This window comes from Nocardia sp. NPDC004718, assembly GCF_053601535.1.
Genome location: NZ_JBSGCA010000007.1, coordinates 23,919 through 47,077, shown reverse-complemented (window position 1 = coordinate 47,077; position 23,159 = coordinate 23,919). Strand labels below are relative to the sequence as shown.

At 69.1% G+C, this 23,159-nt stretch carries 18 protein-coding genes; 10 read left to right on the top strand and 8 right to left on the bottom strand.

Annotation, left to right across the window (positions count from 1 at the left end):
- Positions 1-17: 17 nt before the first annotated feature.
- Complete coding sequence (locus ACWEH3_RS07560; RefSeq protein ID WP_450022134.1) at positions 18-1,106, bottom strand: lysylphosphatidylglycerol synthase transmembrane domain-containing protein; 1,089 nt, start codon at positions 1,104-1,106, stop codon at positions 18-20.
- Between the two features lie 4 nt (positions 1,107-1,110).
- Positions 1,111-2,631, bottom strand: a complete 1,521-nt coding sequence (locus ACWEH3_RS07555) for an adenylate/guanylate cyclase domain-containing protein (protein ID WP_450022164.1) — start codon at positions 2,629-2,631, stop codon at positions 1,111-1,113.
- Between the two features lie 335 nt (positions 2,632-2,966).
- Here ACWEH3_RS07555 and ACWEH3_RS07550 point away from each other — a divergent pair, with 335 nt between their 5' ends.
- From ACWEH3_RS07550 to ACWEH3_RS07535, 4 genes are all read left to right on the top strand, one after another.
- Positions 2,967-4,256, top strand: a complete 1,290-nt coding sequence (locus ACWEH3_RS07550) for an AI-2E family transporter (RefSeq protein WP_450022136.1) — start codon at positions 2,967-2,969, stop codon at positions 4,254-4,256.
- Entirely contained in the window at positions 4,216-5,409 is a 1,194-nt protein-coding gene (gene macS, locus ACWEH3_RS07545; RefSeq protein WP_450022138.1) for a MacS family sensor histidine kinase, read from the top strand. Before ACWEH3_RS07550 ends, macS begins: the two co-directional genes overlap by 41 nt.
- A 45-nt stretch (positions 5,410-5,454) precedes the next feature.
- Positions 5,455-6,120 (top strand): response regulator, encoded by a 666-nt coding sequence (locus ACWEH3_RS07540; RefSeq protein ID WP_450022140.1) that lies wholly within the window; start codon positions 5,455-5,457, stop codon positions 6,118-6,120.
- 119 nt (positions 6,121-6,239) lie between these two features.
- Positions 6,240-6,875 carry a DUF1707 SHOCT-like domain-containing protein gene (locus tag ACWEH3_RS07535; RefSeq protein ID WP_450022166.1) on the top strand — a complete coding sequence of 212 codons (636 nt, stop codon included), beginning with the start codon at positions 6,240-6,242 and terminating at the stop codon, positions 6,873-6,875.
- A gap of 8 nt (positions 6,876-6,883) precedes the next feature.
- On the opposite strand, the gene ACWEH3_RS07530 is transcribed toward ACWEH3_RS07535, so the two are convergent.
- Positions 6,884-7,996 carry an alkene reductase gene (locus ACWEH3_RS07530; protein ID WP_450022142.1) on the bottom strand — a complete coding sequence of 371 codons (1,113 nt, stop codon included), beginning with the start codon at positions 7,994-7,996 and terminating at the stop codon, positions 6,884-6,886.
- Positions 7,997-8,061: 65 nt separating this feature from the next.
- On the opposite strand from ACWEH3_RS07530, the gene ACWEH3_RS07525 reads away from it, so the two are divergent.
- The gene (locus tag ACWEH3_RS07525; RefSeq protein WP_450022144.1) at positions 8,062-8,430 is read left to right on the top strand and encodes a MerR family transcriptional regulator; all 369 of its coding nucleotides are present in this window, start codon (positions 8,062-8,064) and stop codon (positions 8,428-8,430) included.
- On the opposite strand, the gene ACWEH3_RS07520 is transcribed toward ACWEH3_RS07525, so the two are convergent.
- Positions 8,427-9,617, bottom strand: a complete 1,191-nt coding sequence (locus ACWEH3_RS07520; protein WP_450022146.1) for a helix-turn-helix domain-containing protein — start codon at positions 9,615-9,617, stop codon at positions 8,427-8,429. The genes ACWEH3_RS07525 and ACWEH3_RS07520 overlap by 4 nt on opposite strands.
- A gap of 357 nt (positions 9,618-9,974) precedes the next feature.
- On the opposite strand from ACWEH3_RS07520, the gene ACWEH3_RS07515 reads away from it, so the two are divergent.
- Both ACWEH3_RS07515 and ACWEH3_RS07510 read left to right on the top strand, forming a co-directional pair.
- Complete coding sequence (locus tag ACWEH3_RS07515) at positions 9,975-10,442, top strand: hypothetical protein (protein ID WP_450022148.1); 468 nt, start codon at positions 9,975-9,977, stop codon at positions 10,440-10,442.
- 833 nt (positions 10,443-11,275) lie between these two features.
- Positions 11,276-12,838, top strand: a complete 1,563-nt coding sequence (locus ACWEH3_RS07510) for a DUF2339 domain-containing protein (protein WP_450022150.1) — start codon at positions 11,276-11,278, stop codon at positions 12,836-12,838.
- 676 nt (positions 12,839-13,514) lie between these two features.
- Here the strand turns inward: ACWEH3_RS07510 and ACWEH3_RS07505 are convergent.
- Genes ACWEH3_RS07505 through ACWEH3_RS07490 form a run of 4 tightly spaced genes read right to left on the bottom strand, consistent with a single transcriptional unit; the run spans position 13,515 to position 19,472 of the window.
- Positions 13,515-16,529: an MMPL family transporter gene (locus tag ACWEH3_RS07505; RefSeq protein WP_450022152.1), complete on the bottom strand. Its 3,015-nt coding sequence runs from the start codon at positions 16,527-16,529 to the stop codon at positions 13,515-13,517.
- Positions 16,529-17,257, bottom strand: a complete 729-nt coding sequence (locus ACWEH3_RS07500; RefSeq protein WP_195044044.1) for an NYN domain-containing protein — start codon at positions 17,255-17,257, stop codon at positions 16,529-16,531. The genes ACWEH3_RS07505 and ACWEH3_RS07500 overlap by 1 nt, the downstream gene beginning before the upstream one ends.
- Positions 17,254-18,066, bottom strand: a complete 813-nt coding sequence (gene trmB / locus ACWEH3_RS07495; protein WP_450022154.1) for a tRNA (guanosine(46)-N7)-methyltransferase TrmB — start codon at positions 18,064-18,066, stop codon at positions 17,254-17,256. Before trmB ends, ACWEH3_RS07500 begins: the two co-directional genes overlap by 4 nt.
- 59 nt (positions 18,067-18,125) lie before the next feature.
- Entirely contained in the window at positions 18,126-19,472 is a 1,347-nt protein-coding gene (locus ACWEH3_RS07490; RefSeq protein ID WP_450022156.1) for a lipase family protein, read from the bottom strand.
- A 151-nt stretch (positions 19,473-19,623) separates the two neighbouring features.
- On the opposite strand from ACWEH3_RS07490, the gene ACWEH3_RS07485 reads away from it, so the two are divergent.
- From ACWEH3_RS07485 to ACWEH3_RS07475, 3 genes are all read left to right on the top strand, one after another.
- Positions 19,624-20,406: an SDR family oxidoreductase gene (locus tag ACWEH3_RS07485; RefSeq protein WP_450022158.1), complete on the top strand. Its 783-nt coding sequence runs from the start codon at positions 19,624-19,626 to the stop codon at positions 20,404-20,406.
- A 69-nt stretch (positions 20,407-20,475) separates the two neighbouring features.
- A complete protein-coding gene (locus tag ACWEH3_RS07480; protein ID WP_450022160.1) occupies positions 20,476-21,609 on the top strand; it encodes a hypothetical protein in 1,134 nt (377 codons plus the stop codon).
- Positions 21,596-23,152 carry a hypothetical protein gene (locus ACWEH3_RS07475; RefSeq protein ID WP_452358289.1) on the top strand — a complete coding sequence of 519 codons (1,557 nt, stop codon included), beginning with the start codon at positions 21,596-21,598 and terminating at the stop codon, positions 23,150-23,152. The genes ACWEH3_RS07480 and ACWEH3_RS07475 overlap by 14 nt, the downstream gene beginning before the upstream one ends.
- The last annotated feature ends 7 nt before the right edge of the window (positions 23,153-23,159 follow it).

The following is a 23,159-nucleotide window of genomic DNA, read 5'->3' as shown; positions in this document are numbered from 1 at the left end:
CCAGGACGCGGCTTCCGTCACAGCCGCCGCTGCTCGAACTCCTTCTCGAACTCCGCGTCGTCGGCCTGCGGTCTACGGAACAGGAACAGGAACACGATCCACCCGGCGATGGCGACCAGGATGAAGCTCACCATCCGATAGACGAACGCCGCGGCCACCGCTTGCGCGGCGGACAGGCCCGCGGCGGCGGTGAGACCGTAGATCAGCGTCGCGTCGACGTAGACGATGCCGCCCGGCGCGAACGGGATGGACCCGACGGCCTTGCCCACGGCGAACGCGAGCAGCAGACCGGCGATGCGCGGATCGGCGCCGACCGCGTAACAGGCCGCGCCCAGGCAGGCCACGTCGGCGAAACGATGCATCAGCGCCCAGAGCGTGACCAAGACGCCGTCGCGCTTGCCGAGTTCAACCGACTCCAGCTGACCGAGCATGTCCTCGATCTTGGCGGCGGCGTGCTCGGGCGGGCGTTTGCGCAGCCGGTTGACCAGCGCCAGCAGGTTGCGCAGCAGCGCGTCGAGCGAGCCGGGATTGCGTGAGACGTGATTGCCCGCCCACACCAGCGCGACGACGGCGGCCAGCGAGAGGATCAGCTTCAGCGGGCCGATCTGCCCGCCGGCCAGCAGCGTGCCGCCGACGCCGAGCAGCGCCAGCCCCACCGCGGCCACCACGCCGGAGAACACCAGCTGCCAGGAGGCGACGACCGGACTGGCGCCCCAGCGTCTGGTCTGCCGGTAGGTGAACGCGGTGGAGAACACCTGGCCCGCGGGCAGGGTCACCGACATCGCCGTCGCACCGTAGACCACGGCGACGGACTTCCGCTGACTCACCGCGACGCCGCCCGCGTTGAGCAACTGCTTCTGCACCCGGCCGAATCCACTCATCGACAGCGCTTGCAGCCAGATCGCGGCCGCCAGCCAACCCCAGTGGATCTCGGTGAGTTTGCGCCAGGACTCGTGCAGTCGCGGCCAGAGGTACACGCCCTCGGCGATCAGCAGGGCCAGCAGAGCGGCGCCGAGCACCCATTTCAACCAGCGGAATCTGCCACGGCGGGGACCCGCGGTGAGCGGCGGCGCAGGATCGTCTGCTCGTTCCCCGTCGGCCGTCACGCGGTCAGCCTAACGAACGCGCCGTTTCGACATCGGTATCGTCGGGCGCGTCGGCCCGTTCTCGTGGCCAGGCCAAAAGCGTTTTCCTGCGTCTGCCGCGCAGCTGTACCTCGTCGCCGGTTTCCCACTGGTCCTGCTCGCTCTCCTCGGCGAAATACAGCGCACTGCCCGAGGCCAGCGTCCGGCCGGGACGTTCTTTGGCCAGCTCGGTGAGCCGGGACGCCTCGTTGACCGGATCTCCGATCACCGTGTACTCGAAGCGGTTGGCCGCGCCGATGTTCCCCGCGACGGCCAGTCCCGCCGAGACGCCGATCCCGATGTCCAGGCCGGGAACTTCGCGCAGGGTCTCGCGCAGTTCGCGCGCGGCGGCGAGCGCGGCGGTCGGCGCGTCCGGGCGGTCCAGCGGCGCGCCGAAGATGGCCAGCGCCGCGTCGCCGACGAATTTGTTGACGAAGCCGTGGTGGCGGTCGATCACGTCGACCACGATGCGGAAGAACTCGTTGAGCAGGCTCACCACCTCGGTTGGCGGCCGCTCGGCCGCGGTGGCGGTGGACCCGACCATGTCGACGAACAGCACCGCGACGAACCGGGTCTCGCCGCCGAGTTCGGTGCCGTAGTCCAGCGCTCGCTGCGCCACCTCTTCGCCGACGTGCTGACCGAACAGCTCCTGCAGCTGACGGCGCTTGGCCGCCTCCTCCATCATCCGGTTGAAGCCGACCTGCAACAGGCCGATCTCACTGCCGTCGAAGACCTCGACCTGTACGTCCCGCGCCCCGGCCTGGACCCGGTCGATGGCCTGGCTGAGCTGGCGCACCGGGTCGGAGATGCTCGAACCGGTGAGCATCGACAGCGCGAGCGCCTGCATGATCACCACGCCGCACAGCAACAGGATGGAGATGGCCAGCGACTGTGCGGAGAACTTCACGTCCGAGGAGATCTGGGTCACGCACAGCAGCACGATGGCGATGGTGGGCGCGAAGGTGCCCATACCCCAGGTCATCCCCATCCTGGTGCCGACACCGGGAGTGAGGGTGTGGTCGAAGGTGCCCTCGGTCAGCGCTTGGGCCGCCACCGGGCGGAGGATGCGCTCACCCAGCATGTAGGTGAAGCCGAACACGATGGTCGCGGCCATGCACTCGGTGACGATGACCGCGCCCGCCAGCGCGGGAGTGTCCCTGATGATCAGCGCGGCCAGCACGGCTCCGCCGGTCAGCCACAGCGCGAGGTGCAGGATCGCCTGGCGCAGCGGTGCGTGCAGCGCGGCCATCTGCTCCTGGCGGCTCGGCGGTCCGCCGCGCATCTGCCAGCGCATCACCGGGCGCAGCATCAGCGCGGACGCGGCCATGCTGAGCAGGCCGCCCGCCACGAAGACGACAGCCGGGATCAGCAGGCCGGTGCTCCTGGCACCGGTTGGCTCGCCCTCGGGGACGGGTAGTCCGTACTGGATGAAGGCCCACACCAGAACCGCGCCGAAAGCGTTCGCCAGCAGCATCGATGTCAGGTACAGCGGCCAGCGCGTTCGCATGGTCTGTTTGACCGCTTCCAGAGGCGCCGACACGGGGTCCAATCTAGCGTTCCGGTCCGGTCGGCCTGTCTGCGGCGCTGGCCGCTGGTGAAGGCGGACAGGCTACGGCCGGGCCGGTTAGGCGTACCTCCGCCTTCGCTCCGGCCATGCGCGGGCTGAGGACGGACTCCGTCCGACAGCGCCCGTTAGGCGTACCTCCGCCTTCGCTGCGGCCATGCGCGGGCTGAGGACGGACTCCGTCCGACAGCGCCCGTTAGGCGTACCTCCGCCTTCGCTCCGGCCATGCGCGGGCTGAGGACGGACTCCGTCCGACGGCGCCCATTAGGCTCACGGAGGTGACCGACCCGAAGCCAAGTCCAGAGCGGAAAATCACGCTGTCGCGCCCCGCCGCGGAGACGGTGCACCCGATCGTCCGGGTATCGGCGGAGTGGGGCTGGCGTCTGCTGGTGCTGTGCGCGCTGGGGCTCGCGGTCACGGCGATCGTGCAGAAGTTGGCGACCGTGGTCATCCCGCTGGCGATCGCTCTGTTGGCGGCGGCGCTGCTCGCGCCGCTGGTGGACTGGATGCAGCGATTGGGCGTGCCGCGCTCGGTGGGTGTCTTCGTCGCGCTGGTCGGGTCGATCGGCGTGGTCGCGGGCATCATGACCTTCGTCGTGGAACAGTTCGTCGCCGGTGTGCCGCAGCTGTCGAACCAGTTCACCGACAGCATCCATCAGATCCAGGACTGGCTGATCAACGGCAGGCTGCATCTGAGCAACGAGCAGATCCGCAACGTGGGCGACGCGATCGTCAAGGCGATCCAGTCCAATCAGGACAGCCTGACCAGCGGGGCGCTCACCACCGCGACCGTGATCGGCGAATTGCTGACCGGCGCCTTCCTGACGCTGTTCATCCTGATCTTCTTCCTCTACGGCGGCGATCAGATCTGGGAGTTCGTCACCAGGATCGTGCCCACCGACCATCGCGAGCGGGTCCGCACCGCCGGACGGCTCGGGTTCGGCACGCTGGTCGGGTTCGTCCGCGCGACCGTCGTGGTCGCCGCGGTGGACGCCATCGGTATCGGCGCCGGGCTGGCCATTCTCGGTGTGCCCTTGGCGTTGCCGCTGGCCTCGCTGGTGTTCATCGGCGCGTTCATCCCGATCATCGGCGCGTTCCTGGCCGGATTCATCGCGGTGTTCATCGCGCTGGTGACCAAGGGGCTGGTCACCGCCCTGATCGTGCTCGGCATCATCATCGCGGTGATGCAGCTCGAGGGCCATGTGCTGCAACCGCTGCTGCTGGGGCGGGCGGTCAGCATCCATCCGCTGGCCGTGGTGCTGGCGATCACGGCGGGCGTGGTGATCGGCGGGATCGCGGGCGGTCTGCTGGCGGTGCCGTTCGTGGCGGTGATGAACACGGCGATCCGGTCGTTGCTGGAAGGCCCCGAGGAACTGTACGGGGAGCTGCAAACCGGCGAGGACCAGCACGGGCTGTATTCGGCCGAACCGGATCGACCCGAGCCCGGCCGGTTCGACGTGGCCGCGACGCTGATCGAGGCGACCAAGAAGCAGGCCACGGAGTCGGCGCAGCGGAAGGCGGAGTCCGATGACGGCGCGCAAGCCGGCGACGGCACGGCGAAGGGCTGAGCTGCGCTCGGCCGACGTGGCGACCACACCGCTGTGGCGGGCCGCGCAGGCGCTGCGGTTGGTCACGCTGCTGTACGCGGTCGGTCAGCAGATCGCTTCGGTGCCGTATTACACTAACCAGCGGTTGAGCTGGGTCCTCATCGCGTTGATGGCGGTGTGGTCGGGTGCTTCGGCGATCATGCTGTCGCAGTGGCATTTCCCCGAAGTGGCGCGGCTGCGCACTTGGGTGGTGATCGGCGATCATGTGGTCGTGATCGGGCTGATGGCCGCGACCCGCCTGGTCGCCGACTACGGCTGGTATCACGGGCACCAGACGCTGCCCACCACGCTGTGGGCCACCAACGCCGTGATCGGCGCGGCGATCCTGCGCGGGCCGTTCGCGGGCGTGCTGTCCGGAGCCTTGATCGCCGCGGTGTCGCTGACGGTGCGCGATCAGTGGGGGGAGGACGTGTGGGCGGACGCTACGGTGCCGGTGCTCGTCTCGGTGGGTCTCGCACTCGGCTTGGCGGCCAACACCGCGCGCCGCGCCCAGGACCAGCTCGAGCAAGCCGTGCGCCTGACCGCCGCGGCCGAGGAGCGCGAACGGCTGTCGCGCGAGGTGCACGACGGCGTGTTGCAGGTGCTCAGCTACATCAAGCGCCGGGGCAGCGAAATCGGCGGACCCACGGAGGAATTGGCCTTGCGCGCCGGTGAGCAGGAGGTGGCGCTGCGCGTGCTGATCACCGAGCAGGCCGATCACCGGGACGCGGGCGGAGCCGAGGTCGACCTGCGGCCACTGCTGACCGCGCAGTCCACGCCGACGGTGTCGGTGTCCACGCCCGGCGATCCGGTGCGGGTCGGCCGCTGGATGGCGAACGAGATCGCCTCGGCCGTGGCCACGGCGTTGTCCAATGTGGAGCTGCACGCCGGGCCGGATGCGAGAGCATATGTGTTGCTGGAGGACACCGGCGACGAAGTGGTGATCAGCGTGCGCGACGACGGCGTCGGCATCCCGCCGGGAAGGCTGGCCGAGGCGGAAGCCGAAGGGCGCATGGGAGTTTCCCGGTCCATCGTGGGGCGGATCGCGGCGCTCGGCGGCAGTGCGGACCTGCTCACCGAGATCGACGGCGGGGTCGGGTTCGGCACCGAATGGGAATTCCGGGTGCCCAGATGAGCGAGCGTCGGCGAGGCGCGGGCACGAGCGAAGACGGAGGCGCTGATGGCGGACCAGACGGCCGGGTCCATTTCGGTGATGGTGGTGGACGACCACCCGATGTGGCGGGACGGCGTCTCCCGCGATCTCACCGAAGCCGGATTCCGGGTGACGGCCACGGCCGACGGTGTCGCCGCGGCGAGCAGGCGCGCCGGGGCGGTGCGGCCGGACGTGGTGCTGATGGACATGCAGCTGCCCGACGGTAACGGGGCCCAGGCGACGGCCGAGGTGCTGCGGGTGTCGCCGCAGAGCCGGGTGCTGGTGCTCTCGGCATCGGCCGAGCGTGACGACGTGCTCGACGCCATCAAGGCGGGCGCCTCGGGTTACTTGGTCAAGAGCGCGTCGGCGGCCGAGCTCATCGACGCGGTGCGCGCCACCGCGGCCGGTCAAGCGGTGTTCACACCGGGGCTGGCCGGACTCGTGCTCGGCGAGTACCGGCGGATGGCGACCACGCCGGTGCGCCCCGACGAGCCGCACCGGCCCGCCCTGACCGAGCGCGAGACCGAGGTGCTGCGGATGGTGGCGAAAGGGCTGTCCGCCAAGCAGATCGCGACGCGGCTGGGACTGAGTCACCGCACCGTGGAGAACCATGTGCAGGCGACGTTGCGCAAACTCCAGCTGGCGAACCGGGTCGAATTGACTCGCTACGCCATCGAACAGGGGCTCGAGTAGTCCGGAGGATGCGCTCGAATCAGGGATCGCCCTGATGCGGTCGTGGCCGTCCGCTGGGTAACCTCGATCGCATGGGTGGGCCCGAATCGGTATCGAATGCGATCGGCTCCGGCGGCGCGGTGGGCGACCGGGAACTGCGCGTGTCGGACGCCGAGCGAGAACACGTCGGTCAGCTGCTACAGCGCGCGGTCGGCCTCGGCATGCTCTCGCTCGGTGAGTTCACCGAGCGGATGGACACCGCGCTGGCCGCCAAGACCCGCGGCGAATTGAACGCCGTCCTCATCGATCTGCCCGGCGTCCGCCTGGTGGGGCAGCCCGCCGCGCCGCCGTCGACGTTCGTGAACTCCTCGCCCGCCTTCACCAGACACACGTCCGGCTCGAACGGCGCGAGCAACGTGATCCGTTCGCGGTTGTCCGGGGTGAGCCGTCGCGGCCCGTGGCAGGTGCCGCCCACCCTGTATCTGAACAACTGGCTGTCCGGGGTCACCTTGGACTTCACCGAGGCGATCATGTCGACCCAGGTGGTCGAGCTGCGGGTCGACGACTTCGCCGGTTCGATCAATCTGATCGTGCCCGCGGAGGCCACCGTCGACCTGAACGGGCTGGAGCTGATCGGTTCCAGCGTGAACAACAAGGTGCGCACCGGGCCGCCGCTCGGCGCCCTGCACCTGGTGGTGCACGGCAAGATCCGATTCGGCTCGGTCACCGCGAAGCATCCGTTCATCGCGCAGTGGCGCCGGTTGATGGGACGCTGACCGGTTGGTCAGCCCGCCGTGGGAGTCAGGTCGAGCGTCGGGTAGTCGGTGTAGCCGTCCGCGCCGCCCACGTACATCAGATGCGCGTCGCGCGCCGGGTTGAGTGGTGCGCCGGTGCGCAGCCGCTCGATCAGATCGGGGTTGGCCAGGAAGGAACGGCCCAGCGAGATCGCGTCCGCTCCGCCCGCGAGCAGGTGTTGCGCCGCTTTCCGGCCGCCGTCCTCGGGCAACGGGACGCCCCAGCCCAGATTCGGGTTGGCGATGAGGGCCCCCGGCCACAGCGCCCGAATCCGCTGGAACAGGGGCTGATCGGGATCGGCGAAGACGTAGTGCAAGTAAGCGAGGCCCTTGTCGGCCAGCGCCGAGACGAGTGCGGGGTAGATGTCCTCGGTGTCGCCCTCATCGATGCCGTTGACGGACACGCCGGGGGAGATCCGCACGCCGACGCGCTCGGCGCCGATCGCGTCGGCGATCGCCTCGACCACAGCCACGGTGAATCGGATGCGGTTGGCCACCGACCCGCCGTAGGCGTCGGTGCGCTGGTTGGTGTTCTGCGCCAGGAATTGATGCAGCAGGTAGCCGTTCGCGCTGTGCACCTCGACTCCGGCGAATCCCGCCGCGATCGCGTTTTCCGCCGCGGACGCGAAATCGGCAATGGTGGCCTCGATACCGGCGGTGGTCATCTCCAGCGGAACGACGGCATCCTGCGCGCCGCTGGGAGTGTGGATGGGCTCGGGCAACGGAACCGGCGAGGGCGCGACCGGGTGCAGCCCGCTGTTGTCCGGATGGCCGACCCGGCCGCCGTGCTGGAGTTGCAGGAACATTCGCCCGCCCGCCGCCGCGACGGCGCCGGTCACCGCTCGCCAGCCCGCCACGTGCGCGTCGGTGTAGATGCCCGGAATGTCGGCGTAGGTCTGACCCACCCGGTTCGGTGTGGTCGCCTCGGCGATGATCAGGCCGGCGCTCGCGCGCTGCGCGTAGTAGGTCGCCATGATCTGGGACGGTGTGCCGTCGGCCGCGGCGCGGTTACGGGTCATCGGCGCCATCACGAGGCGGTGCGGCAGCATCAGGGAGCCGAGGGCCACGGGCTGGAAGAGAGCGGAAGCCGCTGCGTTCGTCATGCTGATACGGTAAAACTTGACATCGATGTGAGATTCAAGCCCGAAGGCGAAAGGCCAGGTGACGGATGCGAATCGGGGAACTCGCCGAGCGCACCGGCGTGAGTGAACGGTCGCTGCGCTATTACGAGGAGCAGGGCATGCTGGCCTCCGACCGCACGGGCGGCGGTCACCGCGACTATCCGGAGCGCGCGGTGGACCGGGTCATCCACATCCAAGAGTTGCTCGCGGCAGGACTCACCAGCAAGAAGATCGCGCGAATCCTGCCCTGCATGCGCGACGCGGACGGCGGTCCCAACGAGTACGCCACACCCGCGCTGGTCGATGAGCTGCACACCGAGCGCGAACGGATCACCCGCACCATCAATGATCTCCTGCGCTCGCGCGAGGTGCTGGACGAGGTGATCGAACGAGCCGGGGAACGACCGGCGGGCTAGGTGTTGACCCCGATCCGGCGGGCGAACGCGCGCAGCGGCACCTTGCGGTCGTGGTCGAGCAGTTCGGACACGATGTGGCGCGGCAGCGACTGGTATTTCAGCCAGTCCGCGCCGCCCACCCGTTCCGCGGTGAGCAAGGCGTCCAGCGCGCGCTGGTGCCGGCCGGTGCGGGTCAGCGCGACCGCCGTGTCGGCGAGGTGCCGCGCCCGGGATGCCTGCGGGAGACTGCCGTTGACCGGCATGTCCTTGGCCGCGGCCAGCGCCTCGGGGTAGCGCTCGGAGGAGATGTTGACATCGACCGTCTGCATGACGACCTGGGAAGGGCCGAAATAGGTCTCGTAATCCTGCCGGTCCGTGCCGATCCGCAGGGCCACCTCGCTCGCCGCCTCCACCAGGGACAAGGCGTCGTGCACGTCCTGGGCCCGGCCCGCCGCGGTCGCGCCCTGCAACACCAGCGAGCCGTAGGCGGACAGATGCGCGGGCGTGACGTCGCCGGAGGGCTCCAGGGTCGCGGCCGCGTTCAGCGCGACGCCGCGCGACTCGTCGTAGCGGCCCTGCACCAGCAACTGCCAGGCCACCGAACCGCGGATGGTAGCCAGCAGTAGGGGATCGTTGCCCAGCTCGGCGGCGGCGAGCGCCTGCCGGATGGCCAGGAACGCCGGATCGGTCTGGCCGAGATGCACCAGCGTGCATCCGGTTACCCAGTACATCCGGGCCAGCAACTCGTTGGCGGGTGCGACCGAACCGTTGCGCGCGGCGTGCACGGTGGCGCGCAGCTGGGTCAATCCCGGCGGAAGGATCGAGGTCAGCAGCTCATAGCGGCCCGACCAGTAAGCGCCCCAAGCGTATTCGACCGAGCGCCGTCCGTCGTCGAGGCTGACCGCCTCCTCTTCCCTTGTCTCGCCGAGCAGGTCGTCTACCGGCGTCAGCGCGCGGCGGATGGCCACGATGCCCGCGTCCGGATTGGTGGACGGCACGCCTTGGCGCTTGCCGATCAGGTCGGCGATATCCACGTCCAAGGCGCGCGCGATCTTCTGCAAGCTGGCGATGGAGGCGGTTTGGCGGCCACCCTGCTCGAGTTTGCGCACCAGATCCACGCTGACCCCCGCCTGATCGGCGAGCTGGCGCTGCGTGAGCGCCTTCCCGCGGAACTGGCGGATCCGAACTCCGATCGACGATTCGTCCATACCCAAGTCCTTTTGTTAAATCTGGGTTTCAGAGTACGACGCTATGTTATCTGCGACTACCGAAGTGGGACATTGCGTACGACTCGTTCGCTGCTGGTTGGAATACCGTTGCCTTTCTGCAACTTTGACTACAAAGGGCGGCGGCAATGAAAACCATGCCGAAGAACACCTTGCAGGCCGGGCGCGCCGATCGCGCGTGGCGGCCTGGTGCACAGACCACGCGACCGGCGCGCCACAGCGCGATTCGACCGGTACGCCAGGTCAGCGCTCTGCCCGCGAACGCTGGAACACGGATGCGCGACCAGCGCGGGTTGCTACCCCGAAAGCCTCTCGTTTCGACCGAATTCGGCTACTGCGATGCGGAGTAAAGCGATGTTCGAGGGCTGTCACGACCCCCATGAGGTCGCGCATCTGCTGCGGCATACCTACGGGCTTCCGGTTCAGTTGCTGGCCGGACGCCCGACGATAACCACCGGCTCCATCATGGGCGCGATCGTCATGCCGCCGGAACTCGGTCGCAAGGTGCTCGTCCAATTGGACCGTAACCACACCGCACCCGTGATCGCCGATCCGGGCGAGCGCACGTGGACCTTTCTCGTCACGCCGCCGAGCCCAGCTCGGCCGGTCGAGGTCGCGGTCCGGCGCTGTCTCGCCGGTCACGGGGTCACCGTGGTTCCCGGCGGTCGCATCATCCTGCTCCCCAGCTCCGACTCGGCACTGGGCTGGCACTGGGCGGGCGAACCGGCGCCGGGCGTCCTGCGCATGCCGCCGCGCACCGCGGTGATCGAGGCGGTGCACGAGGTCGTCGGGTTGCGCACCTACTGACCACTTGGCGCGACCGGTCCTCATCCGACTGCTCCGGGTGAGGACCGGTCGGGCGGGTAGAACCCGCCTGTCTACCAGGGGTAACTACTCATGCTCGCGCGCGTCGCGGTGACCAGCATGAAGTCATGACCACCTCCATTGATCCGGCGTTGCTCGCGCGTCTCTCCGGCGAGTTCGCGACGTTGGGGACGCAGCTGGGCGTGCTCGGCCGGGATCTGCGTGTGCTACATGAGCAGGTCGTCGCGGATGCGGGTGTCCCGGTGCGTCCGGCCTCATCCGACACGCCGGGTGCGCCCGGGAACGAGGTACCGGGCGGGGCAGCGTCCGGCGAGGCGCGCGATTCGATTGCGCGACCGTCGGCATACGGCGAGTCCGGCGGACAGGCGTTCGGCTATGCCACGGAATCCGGTGCGCCCGCCCGCCCGGTTGCGGGGTCGTCGAGCGAAATCGGAGGGCCTGTCAGCGGTGGGTTCGCTGGATTGTCGTCGCGTGAGACCGATGCACACGCCAGCGGTGGGTTCACTGGGTCGTCGCGTGCGGCCGATACGTTTGCCAGCGGTGGGTTCGCGGGTTCGGGGCACGCGGCGTCCGGTGCGATACCACCGATTACGCCGCCCTGGCCGGGACAATCGCCCGCGGCCGGTGTTCCGGTTCCCCCTTCGCAGCCCGCATACGTTCCGCGTTTCGCCCCACCGCCCGGCGGTGCGTGGGGTGGCGCTCCGTGGCCGCCGAACGCGCGGGGAACAATGCCGGGAGCGGTGCCGCCTCGCCCGCCTGTCCCACCGCGCGCGGGGCCACCGGCGCCGCATACGCCGTGGTGGCAGCGAGACGGGGTGATCAGCCGGATCTTGGCGCTGGCGGGTGTCGCGGTGACGTTGATCGGCGTCGCGATGCTCCTGGTTCTGGCCGCGCAGGCGGGATTCTTCGGGCCGGTGCCGAGAGTGATTGCGGGAGCGATTTTCTCGGCTGGGTTGTTGGCCGCGGGCGTACGAGTCTTCCAGCGGACCGGAGGGCGGGTCGGCGGTATCGCACTGGCGGCCACCGGCATCGCGGGCGCCTATCTCGATGTCGTCGCGGTGACCGCCATCTACCACTGGCTGCATCCGGTACTCGGGCTCGCCGTCGCTTTCGGTGTCGCCACCGCGGGCGTCGGTTTGGCGATGCGGTGGCGCTCGCAGCCATTCGCGGTCCTGGTGGTGCTCGCCGCGGCGGCGCTTTCTCCGGTGATGACCACGCGGGTGGTACTGCTCGCGTTCCTGATCGTGTTGCAATTGGCTTGCGTGCCGGTGCAATTGACGCGGAACTGGCCATACCTGCACGTGACGCGCACATTGCCCGCCGCACTGGCGACGTTCGCGTTCGTCGCGGGTGCGGTTCTCGGAACTCCCGCCGCTGGAGAGCGCAGTTGGGTGCTCGTGGCCGCGGTGGCGGTCGCGTCGGTCGGAATCACCGGGACGATCGTCGTCGTCCGGCACCGGCCGGCCGATCTCACCGCCTCGCTGACGATGGCGGCAGCGCTCGGGCCGATGCTGCTCGTCCCGGGGATGTATTCCGAACGGCACATCGCGGTGTCGGTAGCGTCGATCGCCGCCGCGGTGCTCCTGCTCCTCGCCGCGGTGAGCATGGCGCCGAAAGTCAACGAGTTGGTACGGATCCCGGGGCACACGGCCCTCGCGGCCGCCGTCGTGGGCTCGATCGCTGCGCTCGAGGCATGTGTCGGCGCTACCGAGACGCGGACCTTGCCCACGGCTCTGCTGCTGGTGGCGTTGGTCTTCCTCGGCGTCGCGGGCCAGCGGACGTCCCGCCCGGCGGCTGGCCTCGGCGCGGCGTTCGCGGTGCTCGGCGGCGTGGCCCTGCTGACTGTCGCGAGCCCGGAAGTGCTTGCCTCGCAACATCGGTCGGAGGCGAACCTCGGCGTGGCGACCGTGCTCGGCGCGACGCTGGCCCTCGCGGTGATCGCGGTGGCGATGTGGTGCGCGCGGCGATTGCCCGGACCTGTCGCGGGCAGCGCGTGGCCATGGATCGCCGCGAGCGTCGCCGGACTCTACGCGGTGACCACGACGACGGTCTCCCTCGGCGTCGCGACCGGAACGCCGAACTGGTTCCTCCTCGGCCACAGCGCCGCGACCATCCTGTGGATGGCAGCCGCGACCGGCGCTCTCCTGTTCGGATTGCGCGAACTTGCCGACGCACCCGCGGTCGCCAAACTCGCCTTGGGTTCCGGATTACTGGTCACGGCAGCCGCACTGGCCAAACTGTTCCTCTTCGACCTGGCCACCCTGGACGGCTTGGTCCGCGTCGCCGCCTTCCTCGTGGTCGGCATTCTGCTGCTCTTGGCAGGCACCCGCTACGGCCGCGCCTTCGCCGACGCAGGGATCGAGCGGCGACATCACTAAGGCGCTGTTGGCGACCCAGCGGTGGCATCCGGCCGACGCAGTTCAGGGTTCCGACCTGGTGAATTGGTCAGTTTTGAAGGTTTTCGAAATTTGTTGGAACCGATCGTCGACGTGTCGCGTCCTACATAGCGACGGAGAAGGACTCGAAAGGGGAGGAGTACAGATCGGTAGCCCAGGGGGATGCGTAGGGCCATGCACTCGGCATCCGTCGGGTCGGAACACCGCTTGGTCAATCGAGGGTGCGGCGTGGTGTATCTAAGAGTTCGCTGGTCGCAGCTCTACTCATCTAATGTGGAGGGTTCAATTGTTCGCGAAGTTTTCGCTTCTAGTCGCAGTGGCTGCATCATTACTTGTAGGAGCCGCTGGTGTGGCATCTGCCGAACGGCCAGGAATTCCCGTTAAAGGTCCTCTCGTTGACACGTATGAATGTACGGTGTGGATCACTAACTATGGGAATCCGAAGTCGGAACATGAGTGCCGAGGTCCGGAAAACAAAGTCTATGTGATCCTACTGACCGGCTAGTAGACACTATGCGACCGGCGGCCCGCGGCTCACCGCTGACCGCCGGTTCTGCATCAGGTACGAAAAGCGCGGATTTCCTTACTGATTGGGGCTTTCATATCCAGAAGGAACCCCGGACAGGGCGGCGGGAATCGGTCTCCGAGCAATCGCTTCTCACTCCCGGTCGCGTCGGCGCAATAATTCGTTAACGCTGACCGTGCGGCCGTCGCCGCCGTGGTGCCTGCCTTCCTCGGGGGCCCGGCCGATGTGGCGGCGGGAGGAGCGCAGTTCGGCCATCCAGCTCTCGATGCTGCTGCGGTTGGTGGTGTCCGGTCCGTTGTACGGCTCCGCGGGGGCCTCGGGTTCGGGTGCGCGGTGCGCGGGGCCGTCGGAAGCGTCCGGAGCCTCGGGCGGCAGGTGGCGCGCCGGACCGGGCGCGTCGGGTCGCTGCTGTGCGAGATCGACGGTGTGTTCCTGCGAGATACCCATAAGCGGGCGTGGTTCCGGTGCGTGGGTCGGGCGCGGGGCGGGTGGCGTGATCGGTGAGACGGCGGGTCGCGGGCTGTGCTCGGGCAGGGTCACCGACGGCAGACCGGCGAGCGATGCGTTCGGGTCCTGCGGCAGGCCGGAGGGCGGCGCCGGTCGCGACGGGTGCACGGGCGGTGACGGCGGCCGTTGCTCCGCCTGGCCGGGCGAGCGAGGATCGTTCGGAACCTGCGAAATCCGCCGCGGGCGAATCGGTTCACCCTGCGGGGGTGTGGGATTCCGTGGTGGTTCCGTGCGTGGCCTGGCCGGATCGAGCGGCGGCGGCGCGGGGGTCGGCGGCGGCGCGAGCGACGGCGGTACCCGGTCCAGCCGCCTGGTCGGCGCCTCGGCCTCGATCTCGGCGACCGTGCGCGGCTTGCGCCTGCGCGGCACTTTGTTGGCAGCGGTGACGGCGGGGATCTGCATGGTCACCGGATCGGTGATCGGCGTGGTCTTCACCAGGTCGACGACATCGCTACCGCCGACGCGCTCGTCATCGAGGATGGGCTCACCGAGCCCGACCTTCTCCTGCACCTTCTTCATCCAGGCAGGCGCCCACCAGCAGTCGTCGCCCAGGAGCTTCATGGTGGCCGGGACGAGCAGCATGCGCAGCACGGTCGCGTCGATGAACAGCGCGGCGATCATGCCGTAGGCGATGTACTGCATCATCACCAGGTCGGAGAAGGCGAACGCACCGGTGACGACGAGCAGGATCAGCGCGGCCGCGGTGATGATCCGGCCGGTCTGCGCGGTGCCGATCCGCACCGCCTCGGTGGTGCTCGCGCCTTGGGCGCGCGCCTCGACCATGCGCGACATCAGGAAGACTTCGTAGTCGGTCGACAGGCCGTAGATGATCGCGATGATCAGCACCAGCACCGGCGACATGATCGGCTGCGGAGTGAAATTCAACAGCCCCGCGCCGTGGCCGTCGATGAAGATCCAGGTGAGGATGCCGAGCGTGGACCCGAGACCGAGGGCGCTCATCAGCGCGGCCTTGATCGGCAACACCAGCGAGCCGAAGGTCAGGAACATCAGCAGCGTCGTCACGAACAAGACGAGCGCGATCATCAAAGGCATCCGGCCCAGCAGCGCGTTGATGCTGTCCTTCTGGATCGTCGGCTGACCGCCCACGAGCATGGTGACGCCGTCGGGCAACTCCAGCGAGCGGAGGTAATCGATGGTCGGATCGGCGTCCTGCGAATTGGTCAGCGTGACGGACGTGTTGTAGATGGTCTTGTCGTTGGGAGCCGTGCTGGGCGGATAAGCGAATTCGCCGGCCAGCCCGGGCGCTTTGCTCGCCTCCTTCACCACCTTGGCTACCTGGGGAGCGCGGCTGGGATCGTCGACTAAGAAAACCAGTTCGATCGGATCCGATTTGCGCAGCGGAAAGATCGTGTCGAACTCTTTCTGCGCCAAGCGGGTCGGATTGTCCGGCGGCAGATACCGCTCGTTGATACCGCCGAAGCTCAGATTCTTGACCGGGATGATCAGCAGCAGCAAGAGGATGCACAGCGGGATCGCGATCTTGAGCGGGTGCTTCATCACCCAGCGGGTGGAGCGCCCCCAAATGCCGTTCTCCACCTCATCCGCGGTCTTGGTCTGGCGGAACCGCTTGAGGCCGAGCAGGTCGACCCGCTTGCCCAGCACCGACAGCATGGCGGGCAACACGGTGATCGAGGTCAGCGCCGCGAGCGAGACCGTCGCGATGGCGCCGTAGGCCACCGATTTCAGGAAGCCTTGTGGAAACAGCAACATGCCGCCGAGGCTGGCGACGATCATCGTGGCGGAGAACACCACCGTGCGGCCCGAGGTCATCACCGTTCGGCGGACGGCCGTTCTGGTGTCGTATCCCTCGGCGAGTTCCTCGCGGAAACGACTCACTATGAACAAGCCGTAGTCGATGGCCAGCCCCAAGCCGATCATCGAGACGACCGGCGAGACGAACGAATTCACCTCGGCGAACTCGGTGATGAACCGGACGATGCCCCATGCGCCGATCACGGTGAGACCGCCGACGATCAGCGGCAATCCGGCGGCGACGATGCCGCCGAAGACGAAGAACAGCAGCACGGCCACCGCCGGAATGGCGAGGATCTCCATGCGCTTCTGGTCGTCGGCCATGGTGTCGTTCAGCGTGCCCGCCACGGCCTGCAGACCCGTCACCTGCACATCCACGCCGGGAATGAAGAAGACGTTCTTCACCTTCCGGTAGTTGCGCACCATCTCGGTGTCGTTGTCGCCCTTGATGGCGATGGAGGCGAAGGCGTACTTCTTGTCCTTGGAGCCGAAAACGGAGGCCTGGACCGGAATGTTCGCGTTGTTCCGCCAGTAGACACCGTTGATCTGGGTGATCTCGTCGGGATGCTCGCGAGGCAGACTCGCCAGATTGTCGAGGATCTTGCCGCTGAATTCCGGATCGTCGATCGTCTTGCCGTCCGGCGCCGTGTACAACACGATGACGTCGGATTTGTGATCTCGTTCGAAAGCACCGTCTTTGATTCGCGCCGCGCGCGCCGACTCCGAGGTCGGATCATCCCACCCGCTGGAGCTGAGGTGGTCCTCCAACCCGAGGCCGTAGCCACCGAGAGCCAGAAGACCGGCCACGACCACGCCGATGACGGCGAATCGCAGCCGGTATACCAGATCGCCCCAGCGTGTGAACACTAAGCGACTCCTTGGGCGGGGCGAGAGGTGAGCAGTGCCGACAGCGGCCGGAACGGCTGCAGCCAGGCACCCTCGTCGGGCAGCGAGTCGAGGCTCACCCGGGGCAGCGGTTCACGGAACACGCCCGGAATGTCCTCGAGGTCGATGAATTCGAGAGTATCGGATGTGACGGCCCAACTCGCGTGCTCGCGGAAGCCGAGCACCTGAACCGGCACTCCTTTGGCGGCGAGCGCCTCCAGCGGTTCGCGAAACGCCTGGCCGTCGGCGGAGGCGACCATGATGCCCGCCAAGCCCGCTCCACGGCTGCGTAAGGCGATGTGCGCCAGCATGTCGGCGTCGACGTCGGAGTCCTCGTCGATCTTCGGTTTGGCGAAGACCGCGTAGCCGACGTTGCGCAGCGCCTCCACCCAGGGCCGCACGACGTCGGCGGTGCCGGGCGCGATGTTGGTGAAGACGGTGGCCTCGGGTTCCACCCGATGCACCGCGCCTACCGACAGTTCCGCGGTCCGGGCCAGCAGCCAGCGGCCGAGCGCGTCGAACCGCGGGCGGTAGGCGGCGGTCGGACGACCGCCCAGAATGGCGCCGAGGCCCATGTCGAGGTTCGGGGCGTCCCACACCAACAGGACGCGGCGCACGTCCGGCCCCGAGCTGCCCAGACCTTCCGCTCCGCCGCCGTGCACCTCCCCGGCAACATCGACCACTTCGTGGGCCATTTCACTGACGCTCATCGGTCGATCTTCCCCCATATGAGCTCCGTGATGGCGCTACCGGCGCGATGTGCCTTGCCCTCGAATTTCGTGACGGGCCGCTCGAAACCGATCGGCGCCGTGGCGCGATGCTCCGCGCTGACACCGCCCGTCGCCTCGTTGAGACCCGAGAGCAGGGGCTCCGCCATGCCGACCGCGTGGATGTGCTCGGCATAGCCCGCGTGGTCGGTGGCGACGTGCAGCACACCGCCCGGCTTCAGGCGGTTGGCGATCAGCGCGACCGTCGCGGGTTGCAGCAGCCGCCGCTTGTGATGGCGCGCCTTCGGCCACGGGTCGGGGAAGAACACTCGGACGCCGGTCAGCGACTCTTCGGCAATCATGTTTTCCAGTACGTCGACCGCGTCGCCGCGCAGCAGGCGGATGTTCTCGATCCCTTCGCGCTCGACGCGCTGCACCAACTGCGCCAGGCCGGGCTGATACACCTCGATGCCGATCAGATTCAGGTGCGGTTCGGCCTGCGCCATGACGGCCGTCGCGGTGCCCGTGCCACAGCCGATCTCGATGACCAGCGGAGCGTCGCGGCCGAACCAGGCGGCGGCGTCCAGCGGCTCGTCGGCGACCTCGCGGCCGATCGAGGGCCACATCCGGTTCCAGGATTGCTGCTGGGTGGCGGTCAGCGCGCCCCTGCGCGAACGGAAGCTGGTGACTCGTGGGTACAGGCGGGAGCCGGTCTTGTGCCTGGGCCCGCCCTCGGCCGGAGCCGAAGCTGTGGACGGCGGGCCCGGAACTGACTCGGCAGTATGGTTCGCGGCGTCGTTCACGGCGTCCATTGTCCAGCATCCGGCGACCAGTGCGGCAAGCGGTCGTGCACGGGCCGCTGAGCAGGAGGTCAGGCGGCGCGCGCGGGCGCGATCCTCGGCTCGGTCGGCCGTTGCTGACGCAGCGGCCTTCCGAGTGCGACCTTGGCCGCGGTCACCGCCATCTCCAGCAGTCCGCGCACGCCCGAGGGTGAGGCCGCGACCGACCACACGGTGCTGTCGCCCGCGTCGCTCACCGGTTGCCCGGCGAGCCGGTCGGCCAGCCAGTCCAGGCTGATCGGCGTGGACAGCGGCAGCAGCGAGAAGTGCTCGCTGAGCCGGTCGCGAACGTAGGTCACCGCGGCGCCGCCGCGACGGTAGCGGGCCACCTGTCCGTCGATGCCCTCGATATGGATGACCTGGTCGTGAATGGGTTGCACCACCAGCAGCGGGCAGGCCGGCGTCGTATTGCCGAGCCGCAGATCGTCGAACATCGCCCGCAGCTCCGGGGTGTCGAGTACCTCGGCGAGCGGGCGGTCGAGGAAGTCGTCCACCTTCTTGCCCGCCAGCCCGAGGATCGCGCCGACCGGCGTCGCGTTCTCGGCGCGGACGACGAACCGGTGGCCGTCCGGGTTGAGCTCGTTGTCGATCAGCGAGCTCAACGCGGGATACAGCCTGCGCAGGGCGGCGATGACGATGGCGGGCAGACCCGCGAAGGGCGTGCCGTTGAGCCGGTCGAAGACCTGGCGCGGGTCGCCGACCGGGGCGCCGAGCACCGCGCCGACGATGTCGAGTTCGGGGGCGTAGGTCGGGGCCATCTCGACCGTCCACGAGCTGGCCATACCGCCGCCGGAGTAGCCCCACACCGCGACGCGGGTTTCCGGGCCGAGCCCGAGGGGGTCGAAGCGCAGGGCGGCGCGGATGCCGTCGAGCGCGCGGTAGCCGGGCTCGCGCGGCGCGCCGAAGTTCCCGTGCGGTCCCTCGTGGTCGGCGATGCTCACGGCCCAGCCGCGCCGCAGCGCGTTCGCGACCAGGAGCCATTCGAACTGGGTGATCGAACCGAGCGCCCGCGAGCCGTGACGCAGCGCGTAGGACGGCGAGCATTTCTCGGTCACCGCGTCCATCGCGGTCTGGAAGGCCAGCAGCGGGCGATCCTCGTCCGGTTCGGCGCCGATCGGAAGCAGGACGGTGGTGATCGCCGCTTCCGGCGCCCCGTGCAGATCAGAGCTGCGGTAGAGTAGCTGCCAGGCCGAGACCTGTTGCGGCACAATTCCGAACAGCGCCACTTCGATCTTCCTGCTGCGCAGGATGGTGCCCGGCGCCTTGGCCGCGAACCCTTTCGGCGGTCGATGGAACGGGTCCGTGCTGGGCAGCAAGGGCTTGCGGTCCGCGGGACAGGCGGGCTCCCGGTCGACTGCGCCGATGACATTCGCGGTCATCGCAACCTCCTCATCTTCGAGGTCGGTTGCCGCATGCGAAAGTTCAAGCTGCGCACCGGTTATGGTGCCGACCACTTCTGCAGGGTAAGTGACCGACCGGGCGTCTGGGAACCCCGCGGTACACGGCATTCCCGGCACTAGACTCCCCGGCATGAGCAGACCGACAGTATTCATCACCGGCGCGGCGGCGGGCATCGGGCGGGCCACGGCCTTGCTTTTCGCTGCGCAGGGATACCAAGTCGGGGCTTACGACATCGATGAAGTCGGGCTGACCAGGCTTTCCGGTGATATCACAGCCAAGGGTGGCGTAGTTAACACAGGTGTACTCGATGTGACGAACGCCACGCAATGGGCGGAGCGGCTCGCGGAGTTCCACGCCGCGACGGGACGACTGGACATCCTGGTCAACAACGCCGGGATCCTGCGCGCGGGGCCGTTCGAGGAGATCGACATCGCCGCCCATCGGGCGATCGTGGAGGTCAACGTGGTGGGCGTGCTCACCGGGACACACAGTGCGTTCCGCTACCTGCGCGACACGCCGGGCGCGCAGGTGGTCAACCTGTGCTCGGCTTCCGCGATCTACGGTCAGGCCGAACTCGCGAGCTACGGTGCGACCAAGTCCGCCGTCAAGAGCTTCACCGAGGCGCTCGACCTGGAATGGGAGCGCCACGACATCCGGGTGCTCGCGATCTGGCCGCTGTTCGTGGCCACGGCCATGGTGGACGGCGTGACTACCGGGACGACGAAATCGCTGGGCGTGCGGCTGACCGCCGACGACGTCGCGGCCGGGATCTGGGAGGCCACCCGCAAGCGCGCCCGGCTGCCGAAGGTGCACTACGAGATCGGCACGCAGGCGAAGGTGCTCGCGACGGTGGGGAAATACGCGCCGAACTGGATGGTGCGCACCGCCAACAAATACTTCAGTGGCAGCTGAGCCCGTCGAACCTGCCCGGCGAGCCGACTTCTGACACAATTGCGCACCGTAAAAGGGGGTGTGTGCAGCATGCCGACAGCCACTGATTCCGATGGGCCGCTGCGGGAGCGCGGCGTGCCGACGTCCGCGCACGATCAGCTCGACAAACTGCTCGCCGAGCTGCGCTTCGGCACCGGGCGGGATCCGCAGACCGGGTACGCCGCGGCGGCGGCCGTCAGCGCGTGGCGCAAACCGCCGCGCATCCAGGTGACCGGGCGCGCGCACGCGGGGCGGACCACGGTGCTGCACGCGCTCGCGCTCATGTCTGCGGTGGAGACCGATCCGGTGGACCGGCCGGATGCGCCCGACCCCGACCTCGACGCCGACATCGTCGTCTACGTGCTGTCGGCCGCGCCGACGCCCGCCGATCGAAGGGTGCTGGCCACGCTGCCGCCACAGCGCACGATCGCGGTGCTGAACAAAGCCGACGCGATCGGCTCTCGCTGGGGCGATGCCGTGGCCTCGGCCCAGCAGTACGGCAGCCAGCTGCGGATTCCGGTGGTTCCGGTGGTCGCCTCGCTCGCGACGCGCACCAGGGCGGGCGCGCTGACCGGCGCGGAGCTGGACCTGCTGCGCAAACTCGCCACCGAAGCCGACCCCGCGCTGCTCCTCGCGCCGGACCTGTTCGTCGCACCGGGGCCGGATGCCGCCCAGCGCGAGGAACTGCTGCGCCGCTGGGATCTGTACGGCGTGGCCTGCGCGTGCACGGCCCTCCGGCACGATCCGGATCTCGCTCCGCAGGCGCTGCTGCAGATCTTGCATGCGGCCAGCGGCATCGACGCGCTCCATCAGTTGCTGCACCGCCGCTACGAACAGGTGTCCGCGCTGCGCGGCGGCGAGCTGCTCGACGAGCTGGCCCGGCTCGCCGCCCGCGCGGTCCCGGAGGAGGGCGGCCGGGCGCGCGACCTCCTGGAGTCCTATCTGTACAGCGACGACGCCGTCTGGCTCGGGCTCTGCGCGGGCCTGGCGGGGCCCGAAGTGGCCCATCTCGCCGCGGGGTATCCCGCCCCCGCGCCTTCCGACGCCGACGATGCGCTAGCCCGCGCCACGCGCTGGCACGCCGTCGTCACCAGCGATATGCCCCCGGCCGCCCGCCGCGCCGCGTTGCGGGTGCACAACGGGTACGTCCGACTATGGGAACGGATGAGCAGTGCCGGTCTCTGAGCCGCCGGAGTCGGCGTCGGCGAGTGCGGCTGCCGCGGTGGACTCCGCCGACGGCGAAGCCGAGCGCCCCGCCGCGCTCGTCCCCGAGCTCGCGGCCGTGGTGGAGCGATGGAATCCGCAGGGCATGGCGCTGCTGCGCGCGGTGCACGACTCCGGTGGCGCTCGTGCGGTCACGGTGATCGGCCCCGCCGACGTCAACACGACCTTGTTGCGCACCGAGTTGGCCCGGTTCGAACCGCGCCTCACGCTGTCCGAGCCGCGCGCCGACGCCGTATCGGAGTCCGCCCCGCCCGCGGTGGCGTTGATCCTGCTCGACGCGGGCACCATCATCGGCGCGGACACGCTCGGGGTGGTCGATCGATTGCGCGCGGACGGCGCCCGCCTGCTGCTCGCCATGAACGGCGTCCACGCCCACCGGGACTGGCACGCCGTGCTGGAGCGCGACCTGGAGTTGCTCGCCGCGTCGGGCGCGGGCGATCTGGACATCGTGCCGGTCTCGGCGCGGCTCGCGGCCGCCGCACGCACCGCGGGCGACGCCGGACTGCTCGATCGCTCCGGTGTCGGCGCATTACACGCGCGGCTCACCGCGGCAGCCGCCGCGGGCGGTGACCGGCCGGGCGCGGTGACCGGCCGGGTCCTCGCCGACACGCGCCGACGGGTGGCCGAACAGGTGGCGGTGCTGCGCTCCGGCGCCGAAGCGGCCCGGCTGCGCGAGGAGCGCGCCCTGCTGCTGGCCGGTCGCGACGGGGGGCGCGCCACCGCGATGTCCACCCTGCGCGGGCAGCTACACCTGGCCCGGGTGGACCTGATGACCGAGATCGGCGCGAGCATCCGGGCGCTGCACACCGCCGTGCGCGCCGAGCTGGACCGGCTGCGGCCCGCCGAGCTCGGCGGCTACCCCGCTCGGCTGCAGCAGTCCGTCACCGAACTGACCGGCGCCCTCGACCACGTCATCGACCAGCGCATCGCCGAACTGAGCGCCCGGATCGAGAGCACGGATCGGGGTTCGCCGATGCGGCGGCGCGACCCGGCCCCTAGGGTCGGCCCGGATCCCGAGCCACGCCACCGGGGTGTCGAAGATCACCTTATGATCGCGCTCGGCGCGTCGGCCGGTGTCGGTCTGGGTCGCTTGCTGGTTGCTCCGTTCTCCCTCGTATCGGCCCTCGACGTCGCGAGCGTGCCGGTGACGTTGCTGCTCGGCGGCGGTGCGGCGGCGTGGGTGGTTCGGGCTCGCCGCCAGCTGGCCGATCGAGCGCACATCCGGCAATGGGTCGCCGACGCGTTGGTCAACGTAAAAGCGCAGCTCGAGCAGCGCGTGGTGACCGCACTCGTGGAAGCGGAGACCACTTTGGCCGATCACGTGGTCCAGGCAAGCACCGCGCGAATGGTCGAGACGGATCGCACGGTGGCCCGGCTGGAGGCCGAATTGCGCCGGATGGCGGCCGAGCAGCCGGCGCAGCTCGCCGCATGCGAGCGCGACGTCCGGATCCTCGATCGCTGGATCTCGCCTGTTGAAACGAACGACCGATTGGGTACACAGTGAGGAACCC